This window comes from Pseudomonas sp. FP2338, assembly GCF_030687515.1.
In the GTDB taxonomy this organism is placed as follows: domain Bacteria; phylum Pseudomonadota; class Gammaproteobacteria; order Pseudomonadales; family Pseudomonadaceae; genus Aquipseudomonas; species Aquipseudomonas salomonii.
Genome location: NZ_CP117436.1, coordinates 214,263 through 230,086, shown reverse-complemented (window position 1 = coordinate 230,086; position 15,824 = coordinate 214,263). Strand labels below are relative to the sequence as shown.

The 15,824-nt window shown below is 58.2% G+C and carries 12 protein-coding genes; 6 read left to right on the top strand and 6 right to left on the bottom strand.

Annotation, left to right across the window (positions count from 1 at the left end):
- Nucleotides 1–111: 111 nt before the first annotated feature.
- Nucleotides 112–1,752 carry a VWA domain-containing protein gene (locus PSH96_RS00935; RefSeq protein WP_305456974.1) on the bottom strand — a complete coding sequence of 547 codons (1,641 nt, stop codon included), beginning with the start codon at nucleotides 1,750–1,752 and terminating at the stop codon, nucleotides 112–114.
- A 481-nt stretch (nucleotides 1,753–2,233) separates the two neighbouring features.
- Between PSH96_RS00935 and PSH96_RS00930 the strand changes: the two genes are divergently transcribed.
- Together PSH96_RS00930 and PSH96_RS00925 are read left to right on the top strand one after the other, a co-directional pair.
- Nucleotides 2,234–3,754: a M10 family metallopeptidase C-terminal domain-containing protein gene (locus PSH96_RS00930; RefSeq protein ID WP_305456972.1), complete on the top strand. Its 1,521-nt coding sequence runs from the start codon at nucleotides 2,234–2,236 to the stop codon at nucleotides 3,752–3,754.
- A 201-nt stretch (nucleotides 3,755–3,955) separates the two neighbouring features.
- Complete coding sequence (locus PSH96_RS00925) at nucleotides 3,956–5,626, top strand: M10 family metallopeptidase C-terminal domain-containing protein (protein ID WP_305456970.1); 1,671 nt, start codon at nucleotides 3,956–3,958, stop codon at nucleotides 5,624–5,626.
- 84 nt (nucleotides 5,627–5,710) lie between these two features.
- Here PSH96_RS00925 and PSH96_RS00920 read toward each other — a convergent pair whose 3' ends face one another.
- The 3 genes from PSH96_RS00920 to PSH96_RS00910 are packed head-to-tail and all read right to left on the bottom strand — an operon-like array spanning nucleotide 5,711 to nucleotide 7,430.
- A complete protein-coding gene (locus PSH96_RS00920) occupies nucleotides 5,711–6,361 on the bottom strand; it encodes a DUF799 domain-containing protein (protein WP_017136674.1) in 651 nt (216 codons plus the stop codon).
- Nucleotides 6,358–6,720 carry a DUF4810 domain-containing protein gene (locus tag PSH96_RS00915; protein WP_056858116.1) on the bottom strand — a complete coding sequence of 121 codons (363 nt, stop codon included), beginning with the start codon at nucleotides 6,718–6,720 and terminating at the stop codon, nucleotides 6,358–6,360. The genes PSH96_RS00920 and PSH96_RS00915 overlap by 4 nt, the downstream gene beginning before the upstream one ends.
- Before the next feature lie 29 nt (nucleotides 6,721–6,749).
- Nucleotides 6,750–7,430: a CsgG/HfaB family protein gene (locus PSH96_RS00910; protein ID WP_056858115.1), complete on the bottom strand. Its 681-nt coding sequence runs from the start codon at nucleotides 7,428–7,430 to the stop codon at nucleotides 6,750–6,752.
- Between the two features lie 429 nt (nucleotides 7,431–7,859).
- On the opposite strand from PSH96_RS00910, the gene PSH96_RS00905 reads away from it, so the two are divergent.
- The 3 genes from PSH96_RS00905 to PSH96_RS00895 all read left to right on the top strand — a co-directional run bounded on the left by PSH96_RS00905 (nucleotide 7,860) and on the right by PSH96_RS00895 (nucleotide 10,312).
- Nucleotides 7,860–8,471: a hypothetical protein gene (locus tag PSH96_RS00905; RefSeq protein ID WP_305456967.1), complete on the top strand. Its 612-nt coding sequence runs from the start codon at nucleotides 7,860–7,862 to the stop codon at nucleotides 8,469–8,471.
- Between the two features lie 16 nt (nucleotides 8,472–8,487).
- Complete coding sequence (locus PSH96_RS00900) at nucleotides 8,488–9,075, top strand: hypothetical protein (protein WP_305456966.1); 588 nt, start codon at nucleotides 8,488–8,490, stop codon at nucleotides 9,073–9,075.
- Between the two features lie 101 nt (nucleotides 9,076–9,176).
- Nucleotides 9,177–10,312, top strand: a protein-coding gene (locus PSH96_RS00895; protein ID WP_370694308.1) for an IS3 family transposase whose coding sequence is annotated in 2 segments (ribosomal slippage) — nucleotides 9,177–9,426 and nucleotides 9,426–10,312 — 1,137 coding nt in all. Because the reading frame shifts where the segments join, the coding sequence is not laid out codon by codon here.
- A gap of 841 nt (nucleotides 10,313–11,153) precedes the next feature.
- Here the strand turns inward: PSH96_RS00895 and PSH96_RS00890 are convergent.
- A complete protein-coding gene (locus PSH96_RS00890) occupies nucleotides 11,154–13,724 on the bottom strand; it encodes an autotransporter outer membrane beta-barrel domain-containing protein (RefSeq protein WP_305456964.1) in 2,571 nt (856 codons plus the stop codon).
- A gap of 675 nt (nucleotides 13,725–14,399) precedes the next feature.
- On the opposite strand from PSH96_RS00890, the gene PSH96_RS00885 reads away from it, so the two are divergent.
- Entirely contained in the window at nucleotides 14,400–14,654 is a 255-nt protein-coding gene (locus PSH96_RS00885; protein ID WP_073637951.1) for a hypothetical protein, read from the top strand.
- Nucleotides 14,655–14,807: 153 nt separating this feature from the next.
- Here PSH96_RS00885 and PSH96_RS00880 read toward each other — a convergent pair whose 3' ends face one another.
- Complete coding sequence (locus PSH96_RS00880; RefSeq protein WP_305456962.1) at nucleotides 14,808–15,344, bottom strand: hypothetical protein; 537 nt, start codon at nucleotides 15,342–15,344, stop codon at nucleotides 14,808–14,810.
- Between the last annotated feature and the right edge of the window lie 480 nt (nucleotides 15,345–15,824).

Genomic DNA, 15,824 nt, shown 5'->3' with positions numbered 1-15,824 from the left:
CTGTGGGAGCTGGCTTGCCTGCGATGCAGACGATTCGGTACATCCTGTACACCGAGTGGCTGCCATCGCAGGCAAGCCAGCTCCCACAGTTGATTGTTGCCATGTTCGGGATCAGCGTTTGAGGCTCTGCGCCAGCTCCACCAGTTGCACGAACTCGTTGCGCAACCCGAACGGGTCATCACCGCGTGCCGAGCGAGCCAGTGCGGCGGTGTCCTTTAAGCTCATGCTGCCAGTGTAGCGGCCATCGCCCTTGAGCTGTTGGGCGAAGGCGGCCACCGCTGCCGCAAAGCGCAGGTCGGCGCTGGCTGGGGTGGTTTCATTGCGGATGGGCCGTTCAATCAGTTGGCTGGCACCGCACGCCGCTGGTTTGTAGCGTACGCGCAGCATGGCCAGCTCAGCGGAGGTGTTATCGGCCGCAGGCGCGGCGGCGTAACGCAACGGCTCCAACCAGCCCTTCTCGCCCTTGGGCACAATTTCGTAAAGGGCGGTCACGGTGTGCCCTGCGCCGATCTCTCCGGCGTCGACCTTGTCGTTGTTGAAATCCTCACGTTTGAGTGCGCGGTTTTCATAACCCAGCAAGCGGTACTCGCTGACCTGGGCCGGGTTGAATTCCACCTGTAATTTCACGTCCCGCGCCACTACCGCCAGGGTCGAGCTGAGCTGGTCCACCAAGACTTTGCGGGCTTCACGCAGGTTGTCGATGTAGGCGTAGTTGCCGTCTCCGGCGTCGGCCAATTGCTCCATCAGGTGCTCGTTGTAGTTATCCACACCGAAACCCAGGGTAGTCAGGGACACGCCGCTTTTGCGCTGGTCGACGGCCATCTGCTTGAGGCTGTCGAAGTCGCTGATGCCCACATTGAAGTCACCGTCGGTGGCCAGCAGGATGCGGTTGATGCCCTTCTCTATAAAGCCGGCACGGGCCATCTGGTAAGCCAGCTCGATACCGGAGGCGCCTGCCGTTGAGCCGCCGGCGGTGAGTTGGTCGATGGCATTGCGGATCCTGGTTTTGTCACGCCCGGAGGTGGGCTCAAGCACCACACGGGATTCACCGGCGTAGACCACCAGTGAAACGCGGTCCCTGTCGCGCATCTGGTCCACCAGCAATTTCAGGGTGCTTTTCACCAGCGGCAAGCCTTCGCGACGGTCCATCGAGCCGGACACATCCACCAGGAATACCAAATTGGCCGGCGCCAGGTCCGCTACGGCGCGGTCGGAAGCTTTGATGCCGATACGCAGCAATCGGGTGTGTGGATTCCACGGTGTGGCGGCCACTTCGGTGGTCACCCCAAAGGGCGAACCATCGGTGGGTAGGGCGTAACTGTAGGGAAAATAATTGACCATTTCCTCCAATCGCACCGCCCCGTCTGGCGGCAGACTGCCTTGATTGAGGAAACGTCGTACGTTGGCGTAGCTGCCGGTGTCGACGTCGACACTGAAGGTCGAGACGGGGGCTTCAGCGACGCGGTGTACCGGGTTTTCCGGCAGATTTTCATAGTGTTCGCGGCGCTCGCTGCGGTAGGCCGTCGGCGCCGAGTCTTGCATAACTCTATGCGTGGTCATTGCTGCAGGCAGGGGCATGCGCTTGGTCAGCGCGCCTTGCACCGTCGCGCTGTTCAGTTCAGCGACGGGTTGCGCCTCGGCAGGCCTCGCCGCATCGCGGGAAGAAGGCAACCCACAACCGGCCAGCAGCGTCAGAAAGGTCACGGCAAAGCCCTGAGCAACAGGACGTAAAAAAAGCACAGGACGGGACATGGGCTGAACCTCGCGAATAAATGATCCGTTCAGGGGGTCAGACGCGGGTGGTGAGCACAACGGGTTAAAGCTCGTGGATTATTCCTTGGTAAATGTCTGAAAAGGGGACTCAATCCCCCCATAAAAAGCGCATCAATCGTCAGCCTTTTCACTGCCTGCGCGGCACAGTGTGTGATCGTTTAGCAAGTGTGCAATCGGACATTTCAATCCGCGAGTAAAGGAAAGTTTCACCTACGCGTAAGTTAAACATTATTGGAAAGGTGACGCCGCGCCATTCCTCGAATTTTCTCACTCCGCTTAAACACTTAAACAACAGCCCGCCACCACTAAACATCTTTGCGACACACTTAGGCTCACGCTGAAAAATATTTGCCATTGCCAACTTAAAACCCACAATGGCAGGCTCTTTCTCAGCAGCAGGAAGTTGCCAGCACTTCATCAACACAAGGATTCAATAAGTAAAAAAACGGACAATCCTCGTATGAACTTAATTAACGCTTCCTATACACCCTATTCACCCATGGCCTTATCGCTCTTTCCCATGCTGCGACCGTTTATCAAGCCTTTTATTATCCATCCTGTCTGGCGCCCGTTCCGTCAGCCGTTTATCAAACATCCTTTCGTGCGACGGTTAGTCAAACCGACGGTGTGGCCAGTTGTTCAACGTCCACCCATACGCATACAGAGGGAAATTAATAACAACCCGCCTACCCCAGCCCCAAGCGATAAAACGGATGCCACGCTGAGGGCCGACGACCCACACATCATCAAATCCGATCGAAAATCCTTTGATCTGGAACGTTGCATCAAACAACTCTCACCCACCGGAAATAAATGGCATGACCGCAACGGCGACGGTAAAACCGAAATCGCCTATACCTTCAGAAATGGCGGGTTCAACCAAGCACAACGTCTACAGGCACAGTTGACCATGCAGGCGTGGGGCGACGTAGCCAACCTTGAGTTCAATGAAAGCAACCAGCGAAGCGAAGGCCGGTTGTCCTTCAGTATTGACCGTTCGGTACACAGTGCCGTCGGGCATTATCCGGGCAACCATCCCCGAGCCGGAGATACTGCTTACAACCCCGGGCGCGTGAATCGTAACGACCTGACTCACGAAATCGGTCATGCGCTGGGTTTGCATCACCCAGGCAACTACAACGGCACACTTAACCACAGTCAACGTATCCATGCCCAAGACTCTGTCGCCCACACTGCCATGAGCTATTTTGGTGCACAGACCAGCGGTAAAAGGGTCGGCACGGGAAGGGTGCTGCCTAAGGCGCCGATGATGAATGACATCGCTGCGATTCAGAAACTGTACGGCATCAATAAACAAACTCGCCAAGGCGATACCACGTACGGTTTCAACTCTAACAGCGGGCGTGACTTTCTGTCGCTCAACTCCCGCCAGGATACAGCGTTCTTCTGCGTTTGGGACGGCGGGGGCAACGACACCCTGGACTTCTCAGGCTATGGCGCTAACCAGATCATTAACCTGAAAGCAGGCTCATTCTCCGACGTTGGCGGATTTGAAGGCAATGTCTCCATCGCCCGAGGCGCCCTACTGGAAAATGCCATCGGTGGTTCGGGTCATGACGCTTTGATCGGCAACGCGGCCGACAACCGACTCACCGGCGGTGGCGGCGCAGACCGACTGCGAGGCGGCGACGGTGCAGATACATTCGTCTATAACGACGCCGGCGACTCCACACCGGGCCAGCCCGACACCCTGATGGACTTCACCACCGGCACGGACAAAATTGATGTCGCCGGTGCCATGAAAAAAGCCAATACACCCGCGTTGCTTTTTACCCAAACCTTCACGGGCAAGGCAGGTGAAAGCATCCTTGCGTTCGACCAGGCGAGCGGGCGCGGCACGGTGTCCATCGACCTGACTGGCAACGGCCACGCCGACTTGCTGATTCACACTGTCGGGCAGGTTAAACCTGCAGACATCGTCCAGTCCAAAACTGCCCTGCCACCTCTGCAGAACACTTAGCGCCTGAATACATTGTCGTCCAGAGCAACGCAGGCGTTTTTGCCTACAAGAAGAAGACACTTTTAACACCCTATCAACTCCACACCATCAACCTGTCCAACTGCCTATTGCGAACATGAAACATCGCACACGCTTTACTTGTGCACACGTATTAATGCGTCGGCACAACGGCGTTTTCTAGCACTTGGAGGAAATACTTAAATGAATATAAATTTGCGAGCACCTTTGAATTACCCACTTGATCCAGCGCCGCAGAATAGCCCTAAATATTCGCCCGTCGCTAACAGCAACACGTACAATCAGAACGATGATGATGCGACCTTGCGTCCAAACGACCCCTATATAAAAACCATCAACAAAACTTCCTATGATCGGCAGCGGGCCGTTGCACAAATCACACGGGGGACCACCCGGTGGCAAGACTGGAATCAAAACAACAAAACAGAAGTGTCCTACCACTTCACCCAGACGCCGGGGACCCAATTCAATGAAAACCAGAAACAGGAAGCCAGGCGCGCCATCCAGTCCTGGGGCGATGTGGCTAACGTGGTCTTCACTGAAAACGGCGGCCCGGCCGAGGGCCGCTTGTCTTTTGGTGTTTCGAGCAATGAGACGACTGCCTATGGTGTTGTTCCAGGCCCCTACTCCGATAGCGGAGATACCCGCTACAACCCAAAGTATGTGGAGCGCCATACGTTGACCCACGAAATCGGCCACAGCCTCGGCCTGCTTCACCCGGGCAATTACAACCACGCAGGCAAAGACGAAAAACGCACTGAAGCCGACTTCGCGGAACTGCGCGACTACGCTGAAGACTCTCGCGCCCACACCGTGATGAGTTATGTCTCAGACGAATTCAGTGGCAAACGTATTGGCGGCAGGCCCAAAGCCCCCATGATGGATGACATCAGCAGCATTCAACACAAGTACGGCGCAAACACTCAAACCCGTAGGGAGAACAACATCTACGGCTTCAATTCAAACAGCGAGAGGGACTATTACTCGCTGAAAACCTCACGTGATACTGCCACTTTCTGCATTTGGGACGGCGCTGGCATCGACACACTGGACGCCTCGGGTTACTACGACAATCAAGTTATCAACCTCAGGGCGGGCTCGTTCTCCGATCTAGGCGCCTTGAAGGGCAACGTCTCCATCGCCCGCGATTGCACCATCGAAAACGCTATTGGCGGCTCAGGCCATGATGCGTTGATTGGTAACGACGCGAATAACCGGCTCACCGGCGGGTTGGGTGCCGATCGTTTGCGCGGAGGCAGGGGCGCCGATAGCTTCATCTATAACCACGCCAACGACTCAAAGCCTGAAAGCCCGGATGAAATCATGGATTTCACCAGCGGCATCGACACCATCGACGTATCGGGAGCGTTGCAGCACTCAGGCCTGGCCTCACTTTCTTTCGTCAATGCCTGGAGCGGCAAGGCCGGTGAAGCGCTGATCACCTATGACGAGAAAAGTGGCAGGGGTTCCGTGTCCATCGACCTGACGGGTGATGGCCGAGCCAACCTGTTGATCCTGACCCATGGGCGAGTCAGGCCCACGGATATCATCCCCGTGGCAGTACCGCGCTTCGTCTTCAAGACGGCACGCGAATCAGGCGTTGCCAATGCCCGGTTGTTGACGGACTTCATCAGTGGCAAAGACCAAATCGACATGCGCGCAATAGAGAAAGAGGCCGGCACGCGCTTTAGGCTCGTGACGCAATTTTCCGGGCGCGCCGGGGACACGATCGTGAGCTTTAACCCGCAGAGCAAGCGCTACTTCGTTGCCATCGACTTGAACGGCAACCGAGCAACGGACTTCCTGCTGAAAAGCACGCAGTTGATCCGGCCTAAAGACCTTCTTGTGAGCTGACGACGCATCGCGAAAATCCGAACCGCGAAGCTTTGCTGGCCTGAAACGGCCAGCAAAAGCTTTTTTCACGGTCGAACCGGCAACTTAGTCAGTGCCGTACTTCGGATTACGCGGCCCGTACAGGATCCCGGTGCGCTGCCCCGCCGACAGCAGTCGGACACTGGCAATACCGGCAATCGGGTGCGCCGCATCGGTGGAGCTGTTGATCACCTGCTTCACCGCTGCCGAGACCAGCATGCCCACCAGGCCGCCGCCATTGTTGTTGCCTTCCTCGCTGGAAGCGCGTGCCGAGCCGGTCCACAGCGTGGTGCCGGTGCGCAGGTCCACCAGCTTGGCCGAGGCCGTCACGGAGGTGTCGCTGGAGATCAGCATGTACTTGGTGCCGTAGTCGCTGATGGTGATGTACAGCGCCGCGTCCGCACCAAAAATGTCATGCAGCTTGCCCGGTGCAACGCCCTGGATATCGTTGGCGGTGGTCAGGCCGTTCTGGCGGAAGGTCTCGTCCACCAGGGCAATCGGCAGCACGTAGTAACCGGCTTCGGCCAACGGGTAGGTGACCTGCGAAACCAGGCTGTAGGACGCCTGCACTTCCGGCGATTCATTGATGGGGGGCAGTACCAGGATCGACTTCGGCCGAGCCTGTTTGAAGGCCGTGTAATCAATGGTCTTGGGCGCCGCGCAACCGCCGAGCAACGCCAGGGCCAGCAAGGCGCCGGTGAGTTTTAACAGGTTCATTTAGTGGCGACTCCAGCCTTGGCGTTTTTCAGCAGAAAATCCATGTACGCAGCGGACTCAGGGAACAACGCCTTCTCGGTGCGCAACTCCTGCACCATCTGGTCATCTTTGCCCATGCTCATGTACAGCATGCCCAGGTGCGCGTGGTAACCCGGCGGGGCCTTGCGGCCGCTGGCGTTGATCTTTTGCAGGTCGCGTTCCAGGGCTTCCACCTGCGCTTCCTTGGGCTCGCCCTTGAAGTACTCGTAAACCTGCGGCTGGTAGCTTTCCCATTGATACAGGGGTTGGGGCGCCGTCTGGCACCCGGCGACCGTCGCGATTGCTGTCAGCATCAGCGCCAACTTAACTGCCTTGCTCATCCGTGTAGTGCTCCTTGGCGTTGTTGTTATTAGTTGCGCGGGTTCCAGGCGCCGGCGTTGATGCCGTCTACCAGGCGGTTGATCGCTTCGCGCATGGCCAGGTCCAGCACCTTGCCATTGAGCGTGGAGTCGTAGCTGGCAGTGCCGCCAAAACCGATGACTTCGCGGTTGGACAGCGCGTACTCACCGGCGCCCTGGGTGGAATACACCACTTCGGAGGTGCTGATGTTGACGATATTCAGCGCAACTTTGGCGTAGGCCACTTGGGTTTTGCCACGGCCGAGAATGCCGAACAGTTGGCGATCGCCGGTCTCTTTGCGGCCGAACTCGGTCACGTCGCCCGTCACCACATAGTCAGCGCCTTTAAGCTTCTGCACGGCGCCTTTGATCGCGGCTTCCTGGGAGATTTCGCCCATGTTGTCGCGGTCCAGCACGCTGAAGCGGTTGGTCTGCTGCAGGTGGGTGATCAGGATGGTCTTGGCCTGGCCGCCAAGGCGGTCAACGCCGTCGGAGAAGATGCCGCGCATGTAGCTGGAGCGGTTATCGAACTTGCCCACGGCAATCGGCACACGCACGCCGGAATAAGCGACGTGGGCGCTGGCAACTTGCTCCACCGGCATCGCACGGTTGCTCTCGGTGGCGCAACCGGCCACGCTCAGCAGCGCTGCGGCGGCAAAGCCCGACAGCAGAATTTTGGACAGTGTTTTCACAGGGTGCTCCTAGGGGTGAAACCAACGGAAAGGGCTGTGGTGTACGTTATCAACCCAGTGGCGGCGATCAGATTTTGCTGAAAAAGCGCGCACGCTTGCACACGGCCTCAACATCAATAGTGTCGAGCCCGCCAATAGCGGTATCAGGAAGAGTGACTGCCATGCAGCAGTGCGGTTGAAACATGCGGCCCGCAGTGAGGCGGGTGGCAGGGAGAAAAGCAGAGAGGCGCATTGCTTGATTCGTCCTTGAAAAATGCCTTGTATCCAGTGCGCGGTATTTTACGGGGTTGCCCTGTGTACTCAAGCGGTTTCACCGCTTCGCAAGCGTTCCCCGCTCAACGGCATTCTGTTACGTTGCGCGCCCGCCTCAAGTTACACAACCAGCGGTCGAGACATTGGCTTGGCTTGTTCATTAAATAGGGATATTGCGTGTTGAAAACCCTCCTTAGGGCTGCGGCCCTGCTCGCGACGCTGTCGATGACCGGCTGCGTCTCCTACACCGTCAGCGGCCCCATTGGCGCCCCGCTCCACCCGGCCCCCGTCAGCAGCCCGCGCAGTGCGCAAGTGGCTGATGTGACAGTGAGCGCCGCCGACGTCAACGACGCCAATAAAACTGCGATCAGCCACTCGCTCACGGCCCAGCTCAACCAGTACGTGCGTACGGCGGGCTACTTCAAGCAGGTCACTGAGTACCCGGTGCGCCTTGGCGAAAACGACGTCGCGCTGAAATTCAACATGACCTCCCTCAAAGGCCACCGTGGCGTTCACCCCGCCTACGTGCCTGGCGCGCTGTTGACGCTAACGATCTGGATCTGGGTCAACGGCCCGATTTTCGTCGACACCTTCGACGTGGCCGGCGACCTGGTGATTGTCGACCGTGACGGCAAGGAATTGGCGAGCGCCAAGCAAGAGGTCAAGTTTGAACGCAACGTGGGCCTCTACGGCCGCGAATACTGGGCCCCGACCATGGGCGCCAAACAGTTGAACGAACTGGTCGCGCAACTGCTCGATACCGCCACTGCCAAACTCGCCAAACCGTAATTTCAGGGAGCAACACATGAAAGGGTTGATCAAACACAGCCTGGTCCTCGCCGCCGTCTTGTTGACCGGTTGCGTGTCCTACTCGCAACACGAATTGCCAGCCGTGCAAACCTGGCCGCCGACCGCCAGCACACCGGCACAGAAACCAACTGCCTACGTGCGCACCACGGCGCTGAGCCAGGTCAACGGTGGCCCCGGCAATACCACTGCCGGTGCACCTGCGGCGCTGTGGGAAAAAACCGTGGCCGATGGGTTCCGCCAGTCCAACCGCTTTGCACGGGTGAGCACCGACAAGGTCGACTCAGACATCTACGCCGATGCCACGCTGTACAACAACGAACAGTTCAGCATGGCCTCGGCGATCATCACCGGCGCCACGTTCTTCATCATCCCGTCCACGGCGAAGAACACCTTCACCCTGGAAACCGTGTTCAAGGACAAGGACGGCAAAGAGTTGGGCCGGGTGAAGAAAAGCGAATCCGTGCGCACCTGGATGCACCTGGTGCTGATCGTGGGCATTCCGTTCCAGGCCAATACCGGAGAAGTGGTTGAAGCACTGACCCGCAGCACGCTGGATGAGGCCGTGCAACGCAAGTTGTTCTGACAAACACAACACCACATGTGGGAGCGGGCTTGAACTGGCCTAATGATTTTGGACACTTCAATCGGGCGCTATGATGGCGCCCAAATCTGAGGTGTTTGGATATGCGCAAATCTTATTCGAGTGAGTTCAAGCTCAAAGCTGCCAGCATGGTGCTGGATGAAGGGCTGCAGGTTCCCGAGGTGTGCGCCAGTTTGGATATTGGCCCTACAGCCTTGCGCCGCTGGGTGGATCAGGTGCGTAAAGAGCGATTAGGCTCGACGCCGGTAGGCGCCAAGGCGATTACTGCCGATCAACGAGAGATTCAGAGGCTCAAAGCGTTGCTTCGGGAGAAAGACCTGGACATCGAAATCCTAAAAAAGGCCAGTGCTCTCCTGCTTTTGGACGCCAAAGATCATTCACGCTGATCGATGAGCTGGACGAGCAGTACGGCGTCAACAGGTGTTGCCGGGCGTTCGGCGTCAACAGAAGTAGCTTTTACGCTTGGCGTCAGCGCCAAGGCAGAGCAAATCCTGAGCGGGAGAAGCTCAAGGCCGCGCTGGTCAGGCATCACAAGGCATCGCGGGCTTCTGCGGGAGCGAGAACTTTGGCGAAGGAGCTGCAAGAGAAAGGGCATCGCATCGGGCGGTACTTGGCTCGCAGTTTGATGCGCGAAGCGGGGATCGCCAGCCGTCAGCGCCGACGTCACAAGTACAAATCGCCCGGCGTGGAAGCGTTAGTGGCCCCGCATGTGCTCAAGCGCAAGTTTGATGTGACGGCGGTTAACCAGGTGTGGTGTGGAGACGTGACGTACATCAAAGTCGGGAAGCGGTGGCTGTATTTCGCCGCAGTTCTGGATTTGTTTGCTCGTCGGGTCGTGGGTTGGTCGTTTTCTATGATTTCCGATGCCACGCTGACCTGCGAGGCTTTGCGGATGGCAGTTGAGCTTAGAGGCCGCCCTAAAGACGTGCTGTTTCACTCAGACCAAGGTTGTCAGTACACGAGCCATAAGTTCAGGAATGAGCTGCTGGAACATGAGCTACGGCAAAGCATGAGTCGTAAAGGCGAATGCTGGGATAACGCTCCGATGGAGCGCTTCTTCGGAAGTTTGAAATCAGAATGGGTGCCTGAGACGGGCTATGAATCAGAGCATGAGGCCCGGGCAGATGTGCAGCGCTATGTCTCTCGCTACAACATCTCCAGGCCTCACAGTTACAACGATTACCGGTCGCCGGTCGTCAGGGAGAGACTGGCGGCGTGAACCTTAAATGGTGTCCAAGATTACTTGACCAGTTCAGCTTGCCCGCGATAGCAGTGTGTCAGTCACCGGATTTATTCACTGACCCACCGCCATCGCGGGCAAGCCCGCTCCCACAGGGGTTAGGCGCTGGGGTTTAGAACGCGTGCCGCACTGGCGACAACTGAACTGAAAGCAAAACCCAGCTACCTGAAACACCCAAATCCAAATGTGGGAGCGGGCTTGCTCGCGAAGGCGGTGTGCCAGCCAATGCATGTATCGACTGAACTGCCGCTTTCGCGAGCAAGCCCGCTCCCACAGGGTTAGGCGCTGGGGTTTAGAACGCGTGCCGCACTGGCGACAACTGAGCTGAAGCAAAACCCAGCTACCTGAAACACCCAAATCCAAATGTGGGAGCGGGCTTGCCCGCGATAGCAGTGTGTCAGTCACCGGATTTATTCACTGACCCACCGCCATCGCGGGCAAGCCCGCTCCCACAGGGGTTAGGCGCTGGGGCTTAGAACGCGTGCCGCACTGGCGACAACTGAACTGAAAGCAAAACCCAGCTACCTGAAACACCCAAATCCAAATGTGGGAGCGGGCTTGCCCGCGAAGGCGGTGTGCCAGCCAGTGCATGTATCGACTGGTCTACCGCTTTCGCGAGCAAGCCCGCTCCCACAGGGGTTAGGCGTTGGGGTTTAGAACGCGTGCCGCACTGGCGACAGCTGAAGTGAAAGCAAAACCCAGCTACCTGAAACAACCAAATCCAAATGTGGGAGCGGGCTTGCTCGCGAAGGCGGTGTGCCAGCCAGTGCATGTATCGACTGGTCTACCGCCATCGCGGGCAAGCCCGCTCCCACAGGATTTAGAACGCGTAACGCGCTTTGAGCATCACGCCATCGGCGTCAAAGCCACTGCGCGCCTGGCGGGTGTAGCTGGCGCCCACGGTGAAGTCCGACACCTGGTAGTTCACACCCACACTCGCCTCGTAGCTGTCACGCGCCACCGACGCACCAGTGGTGGTGAACGCCGCACCACCCGCGACAAAGTTGGAGGTTTGCGCCACGCGATCACCCATCAGGTCGTGATACGCCATCAAGGTGGCTTCCGGTTGCAGGCTGCCTGCGCCCATCGGCAAGTTGCCGGCCAAACGCACACCGGCGCCCAGCTCACCCACTTCATAGCGCTGCGAACGCGTGCTCAACGCGGCGGCCGAGCCCTTCTCGTCAAAACCGTCCATGCGCACATTGGCATAACGCGCCGCCACGCGTGGCTCGATCACCACCGCCTGCGATGGCTTGAAGCTGTAGCCGCCGATCACACTGGCTGCCAACACATTGCTGTCGTAACTGCCCTTGGCCGTGGTGCCGGCCACATGGCGTTTGCTGTCGTTGTCGTTGTGGCCGTAGCTGAGGCTGCCATCCACAAACCAGTTTTGCAGCGCCCAGTTGCCATACAGCGACAGCGCGTGGCCCTCGACTTCGGTCTTGTTGCCAAGGTCCGAATGGATGTTGGAATTAAGGTAGCTGTAAGCCACGCCCAAGGTGGTGGTGTCGTTCAAACGCCCGTCCACACCCACGGCCATGCCGCTGCTGTTGGCCGAGTAACCGTTGTTACCGCCGCGCCCGTCCTGGTCCATGTTGCTGCTCAAACCCTGCACCCACACGCCGCCGGTTTGGCGGTTTTCACGCTGGTCGGTGAGGCGGTTGAAGATCGCGCCATTGACCACGCTTTGCCCCGACAACGCCACATCCAGCGCGCCGCGGTTGACGTCCGGCTTCAGCGCCTCGCCGACCTGTGCAAGCGCTTGCACCGAGGGTGCATTGGCCACCGACTGGAACACCGCATCCTGGGTATCGAGTTGGCCGAGCACGCGGTTTTTAAGGGTGTTGACCGCCGCCACAGTCGGCTCGGCAGTGCCCACACTGGCGAGCATGCTGCGCACTTGCTGATCGCTCTTCACCGCCACCACGGCCTTGACCGTCTGCGCGTCAGCCGAGTAGCTGAGCACGTTGAGCAACGACGAGGCGCTGGCCACCGTCAGGCCGTTATTCTGCAAGCTGCCGGCCTGCAACAGGGTGTATTGCGTGGCGGCAGGCGTGCTGGTGAAGTCACCGGGTTGGGCGCTGACGGTGATGTGCGAACCCAGGGCGAAAGTCGCCGGGCCATTGACGGTGAGGTACGGCGTGGTCGGCACCACATGGCTGCCCAGGCGCATGTCCACACCTGCGCCGCTGCCCACATACATCTCACGGCTCACTACCGTGCCGGGCGCCGACAGGTTCAGGGAACCGGCGTTAACCGACACCGGCGCGTTGATACGGCTGCCGGTAAAATCCGCTTGCCCGCCGATGTTCACCGAGTTCACATCCAGCACGTCACCCTGGATGCGGCCACCGGTCCAGATCAGCGAGGCCATGTTGCCGCCGTCAATCGCAAGGCCGGAACTGCTGCGAATTTCCCCGGCTTGCTGGTTGATCTCGAAGGGCGAGGTCTGCTCGAGAGGGTTCACCAGGATCGCCGTGCTGTCAGCACTGATCACACCCCGGTTGATGATGCCCCGCGCCCCGACCGGTGAATCGTTGGTGAACGTCGCCCCGCGCAAGCTGATCGCGCTCGCGTTGCTGCTCTTGGCTTCGATGGTGCCCGTGTTGAGCAGGTTATCAAGGGTGCCTTCGTATATCTCTACCGCCCGTGACTGACCACCGGTGACCGAGAGCAGGCCCGTGTTCTCAATGCGCAGGGCATTGGTCTTGGTCTCAATCACCATCCCCAGCGCTTCTTCACCCGTGACGCGAATAATCCCGGCGTTGATAATCTTGCCGCCGACCGTCACCGGCATGTTGTTGTGGGTGTCCAGAATCAAGCCATACCCGTAGTACGAGGTGATATCCACCAGGCCCGAGTTGATCACGTCGCCGGCAACCGTAGTGCCATTGAGGTAGATGCCTTCTGCGTCGCTTTCCGGCCCGGAGCCCGGTACATCGACCGCGATGATCGTGCCGGTGTTAACCAGATTGCCGCCGACCATGGCCGCGCCCACTTCAAAGCCTTCAGCCCAGATCTGGTTGTACATGTTGATCGTGCCGGCCTGAACGATACCGCCGGTGATGGTGCCGCCCCGGTTGCGCAGGTCTGAATCCAGCGCGCCATCCACCACAAACCCGCGCACATTGCGGCCGCTGCCATCCAGGTTGAAATTGGCGTAGTTGATCAACGCGCCCTGGATGTTGGTATCGGCCACGCTGGCGCCGTCGGTCTTGCGCTCAGTGGCGACGATATTGCGTGTGCCCACCAGCGTCACGGTCTCGTTGAAGTTCTGGTACGACCACGCGTTCTGGCCGGTACTCACATCAAATTCCACGGCACCGGCCTGCGCGGCGCCTGCGCTGACCATCAGGGCCAGCAGGGTTTTCTGGAACGGTTTGCGCTTCATTTCAAACTCCATGAACTACAGTCAAAGCCGCCAATATGCCCGGCGGCTGTAGGTGTGCTGAGCGAAGGATCAGATGATCCGAATGCACTCCCTCAAGGCGCCTTGCTGAACCCCAGGCGCGAGCAATCGCACCGCAGGTGGTGGCAGAAAAGGGATTGGGGAGGTGAGGTTCACATTAATCCTTAATGTCATTTGAAAACGCTGCAGTCCATGCAGCCCGACCGGTTGCGGGTGGGCGGGTTAAAGACCCGGGTTTGAGGGAAATGGTTCCTTTTGCGGTAGGACGCTTCCCCAAGCTACCGAGGATTTGCCTGATATCCGTGAGCGGACGGCGGAATGCGTTGGGGATGGTGGGGGTGGGGATCGGCGAAAGGGGGTTGAGTCAGGGCGTTGGTGCCTTGCGTGGGTTTGGGTGGGGGGCTTATAGTCCGGCCCGTCGCCCAACAAGGGCGATCGGATTTGGCGATCCGTTGACCGTATGCGAAAGCTTTCTGCTTGCTTGCAGGGGCTTCCGTACCCGCATCGCTGCTTTATGGCAGCTGTGCGCGGGAGACCTTCGGGTCTGCCGGAACTCGGTCCCGGTTCGCCAACCTGCGTACAGCTGTCACCCATTCGTTTGGCGACGATAGGTGACAGCTTCACTCTACTGACCGAGGTTTCACCATGAACCAATACATGCCCCTAACGGGCCACGACTGCACCGTCCCCGCTCTGCTTATCGACACCCGCGCGCCCCTCGACGTGCTCCACGACGCCGCCGCGTACCGGATTCGCGCCGTCACCCAACTGTTGGAAAACCTGGCCTTCCGCGAACAGCTCAGCAGCGATGCTGTGGTGCTTCAAGACTTCGCCCAACTACTGGCTATACCGCTGCGCGATGGGTGTGATTTGCTGGATGTCATCATTCGCAGGCTTAACAGCGTCAACTGACCGCGACAGGGCGGCTGACGAGTTGCCCTGTTAATGGTGAGGCAGTGAATAGGTGCGGGCCACGCTTGGGCAGTAAAAGTGGCCTGTCGCCTATGCAGCCTTGGCGCTGCGCGAAAAGCATGAACAGCTGCCGGCCCAGCCCGCCAGTTACCTTTATTTTCTCCCGCAACTATTCGACGGAACGTGTGCGATAGCACCCGGCGTCTCCAGACCAGAGAGCAGTCGAATCACGCCACCGCACTGCCAGTCTTGCCTCTGTAGGTACGCCTCATAATCTTTACCCGCCTCAGGAACAAATACACGGGCATCGGGCACACAAGACGCCTCGGCGGCAACCATCTTCATCACAACCACCGACGGCACACCCGCAGGGATCACAAACTCGGCATAAGACTCGCCATAGCTCAGGTGCTCGCTCCTCCAGGAAGCGGGCATTCCGACACTTCGCTTGGTGTGTTGCCCCAAGGTGGAATTGACCTTATCCGCAACGGTGTAACCGTAGGCAAAGAGAGGTTCTTTACTCGACGCGCAGTCTTGTCCCGGGTTGATGGCGACAGGCAAACCGTTATTCCCATATAGACGGATGCGTGCGGTGGTGGCCTGGTCGTAGGGGATAGGCTTCTCATAGCGCGCAGAGCCGCAGCCACTCAGCAATAGAGCTGAAAAAAGGGTCAACAACAGTATTTTCAAGACGACTCCCAGGCTCACATATCAAGCGGTTATGGGTGATTTATTGAATATCTAAAGTTCATTGCCAAGGTGACCTGTCCCCAGTTCGCGTTGATGAGCCTAGGGCCCATGCCACGACAACCCCACCTTTAATGCATCAGGCACAAGCTCAAAAAGAGCCTTTATACACTTCAGATGCTCGTAGTAGTTAGGTGATAAATCACCATCACAACGTTCATAATAATATTTGGCTTGGTGATTTAAAAACCATATGTCGTGCTCAGAGAAATCAGGACTGAGCAAGCTAGTTGTAAGGTTATGTACCAACTCCGCTTCAAGATAACACGATACGTCCTTGCCTTTGATTTCCTCACTCTGCGACTGGATGTTTCTGATATAAGCTAAAGAAAGAGATAGCATCTTTACGTACAGGTGACTTTTTTCCATAAAGGCAGTCATAGCTTTCTCTCCAACAGGCTACGGCATGAGCTAAAGTTAACA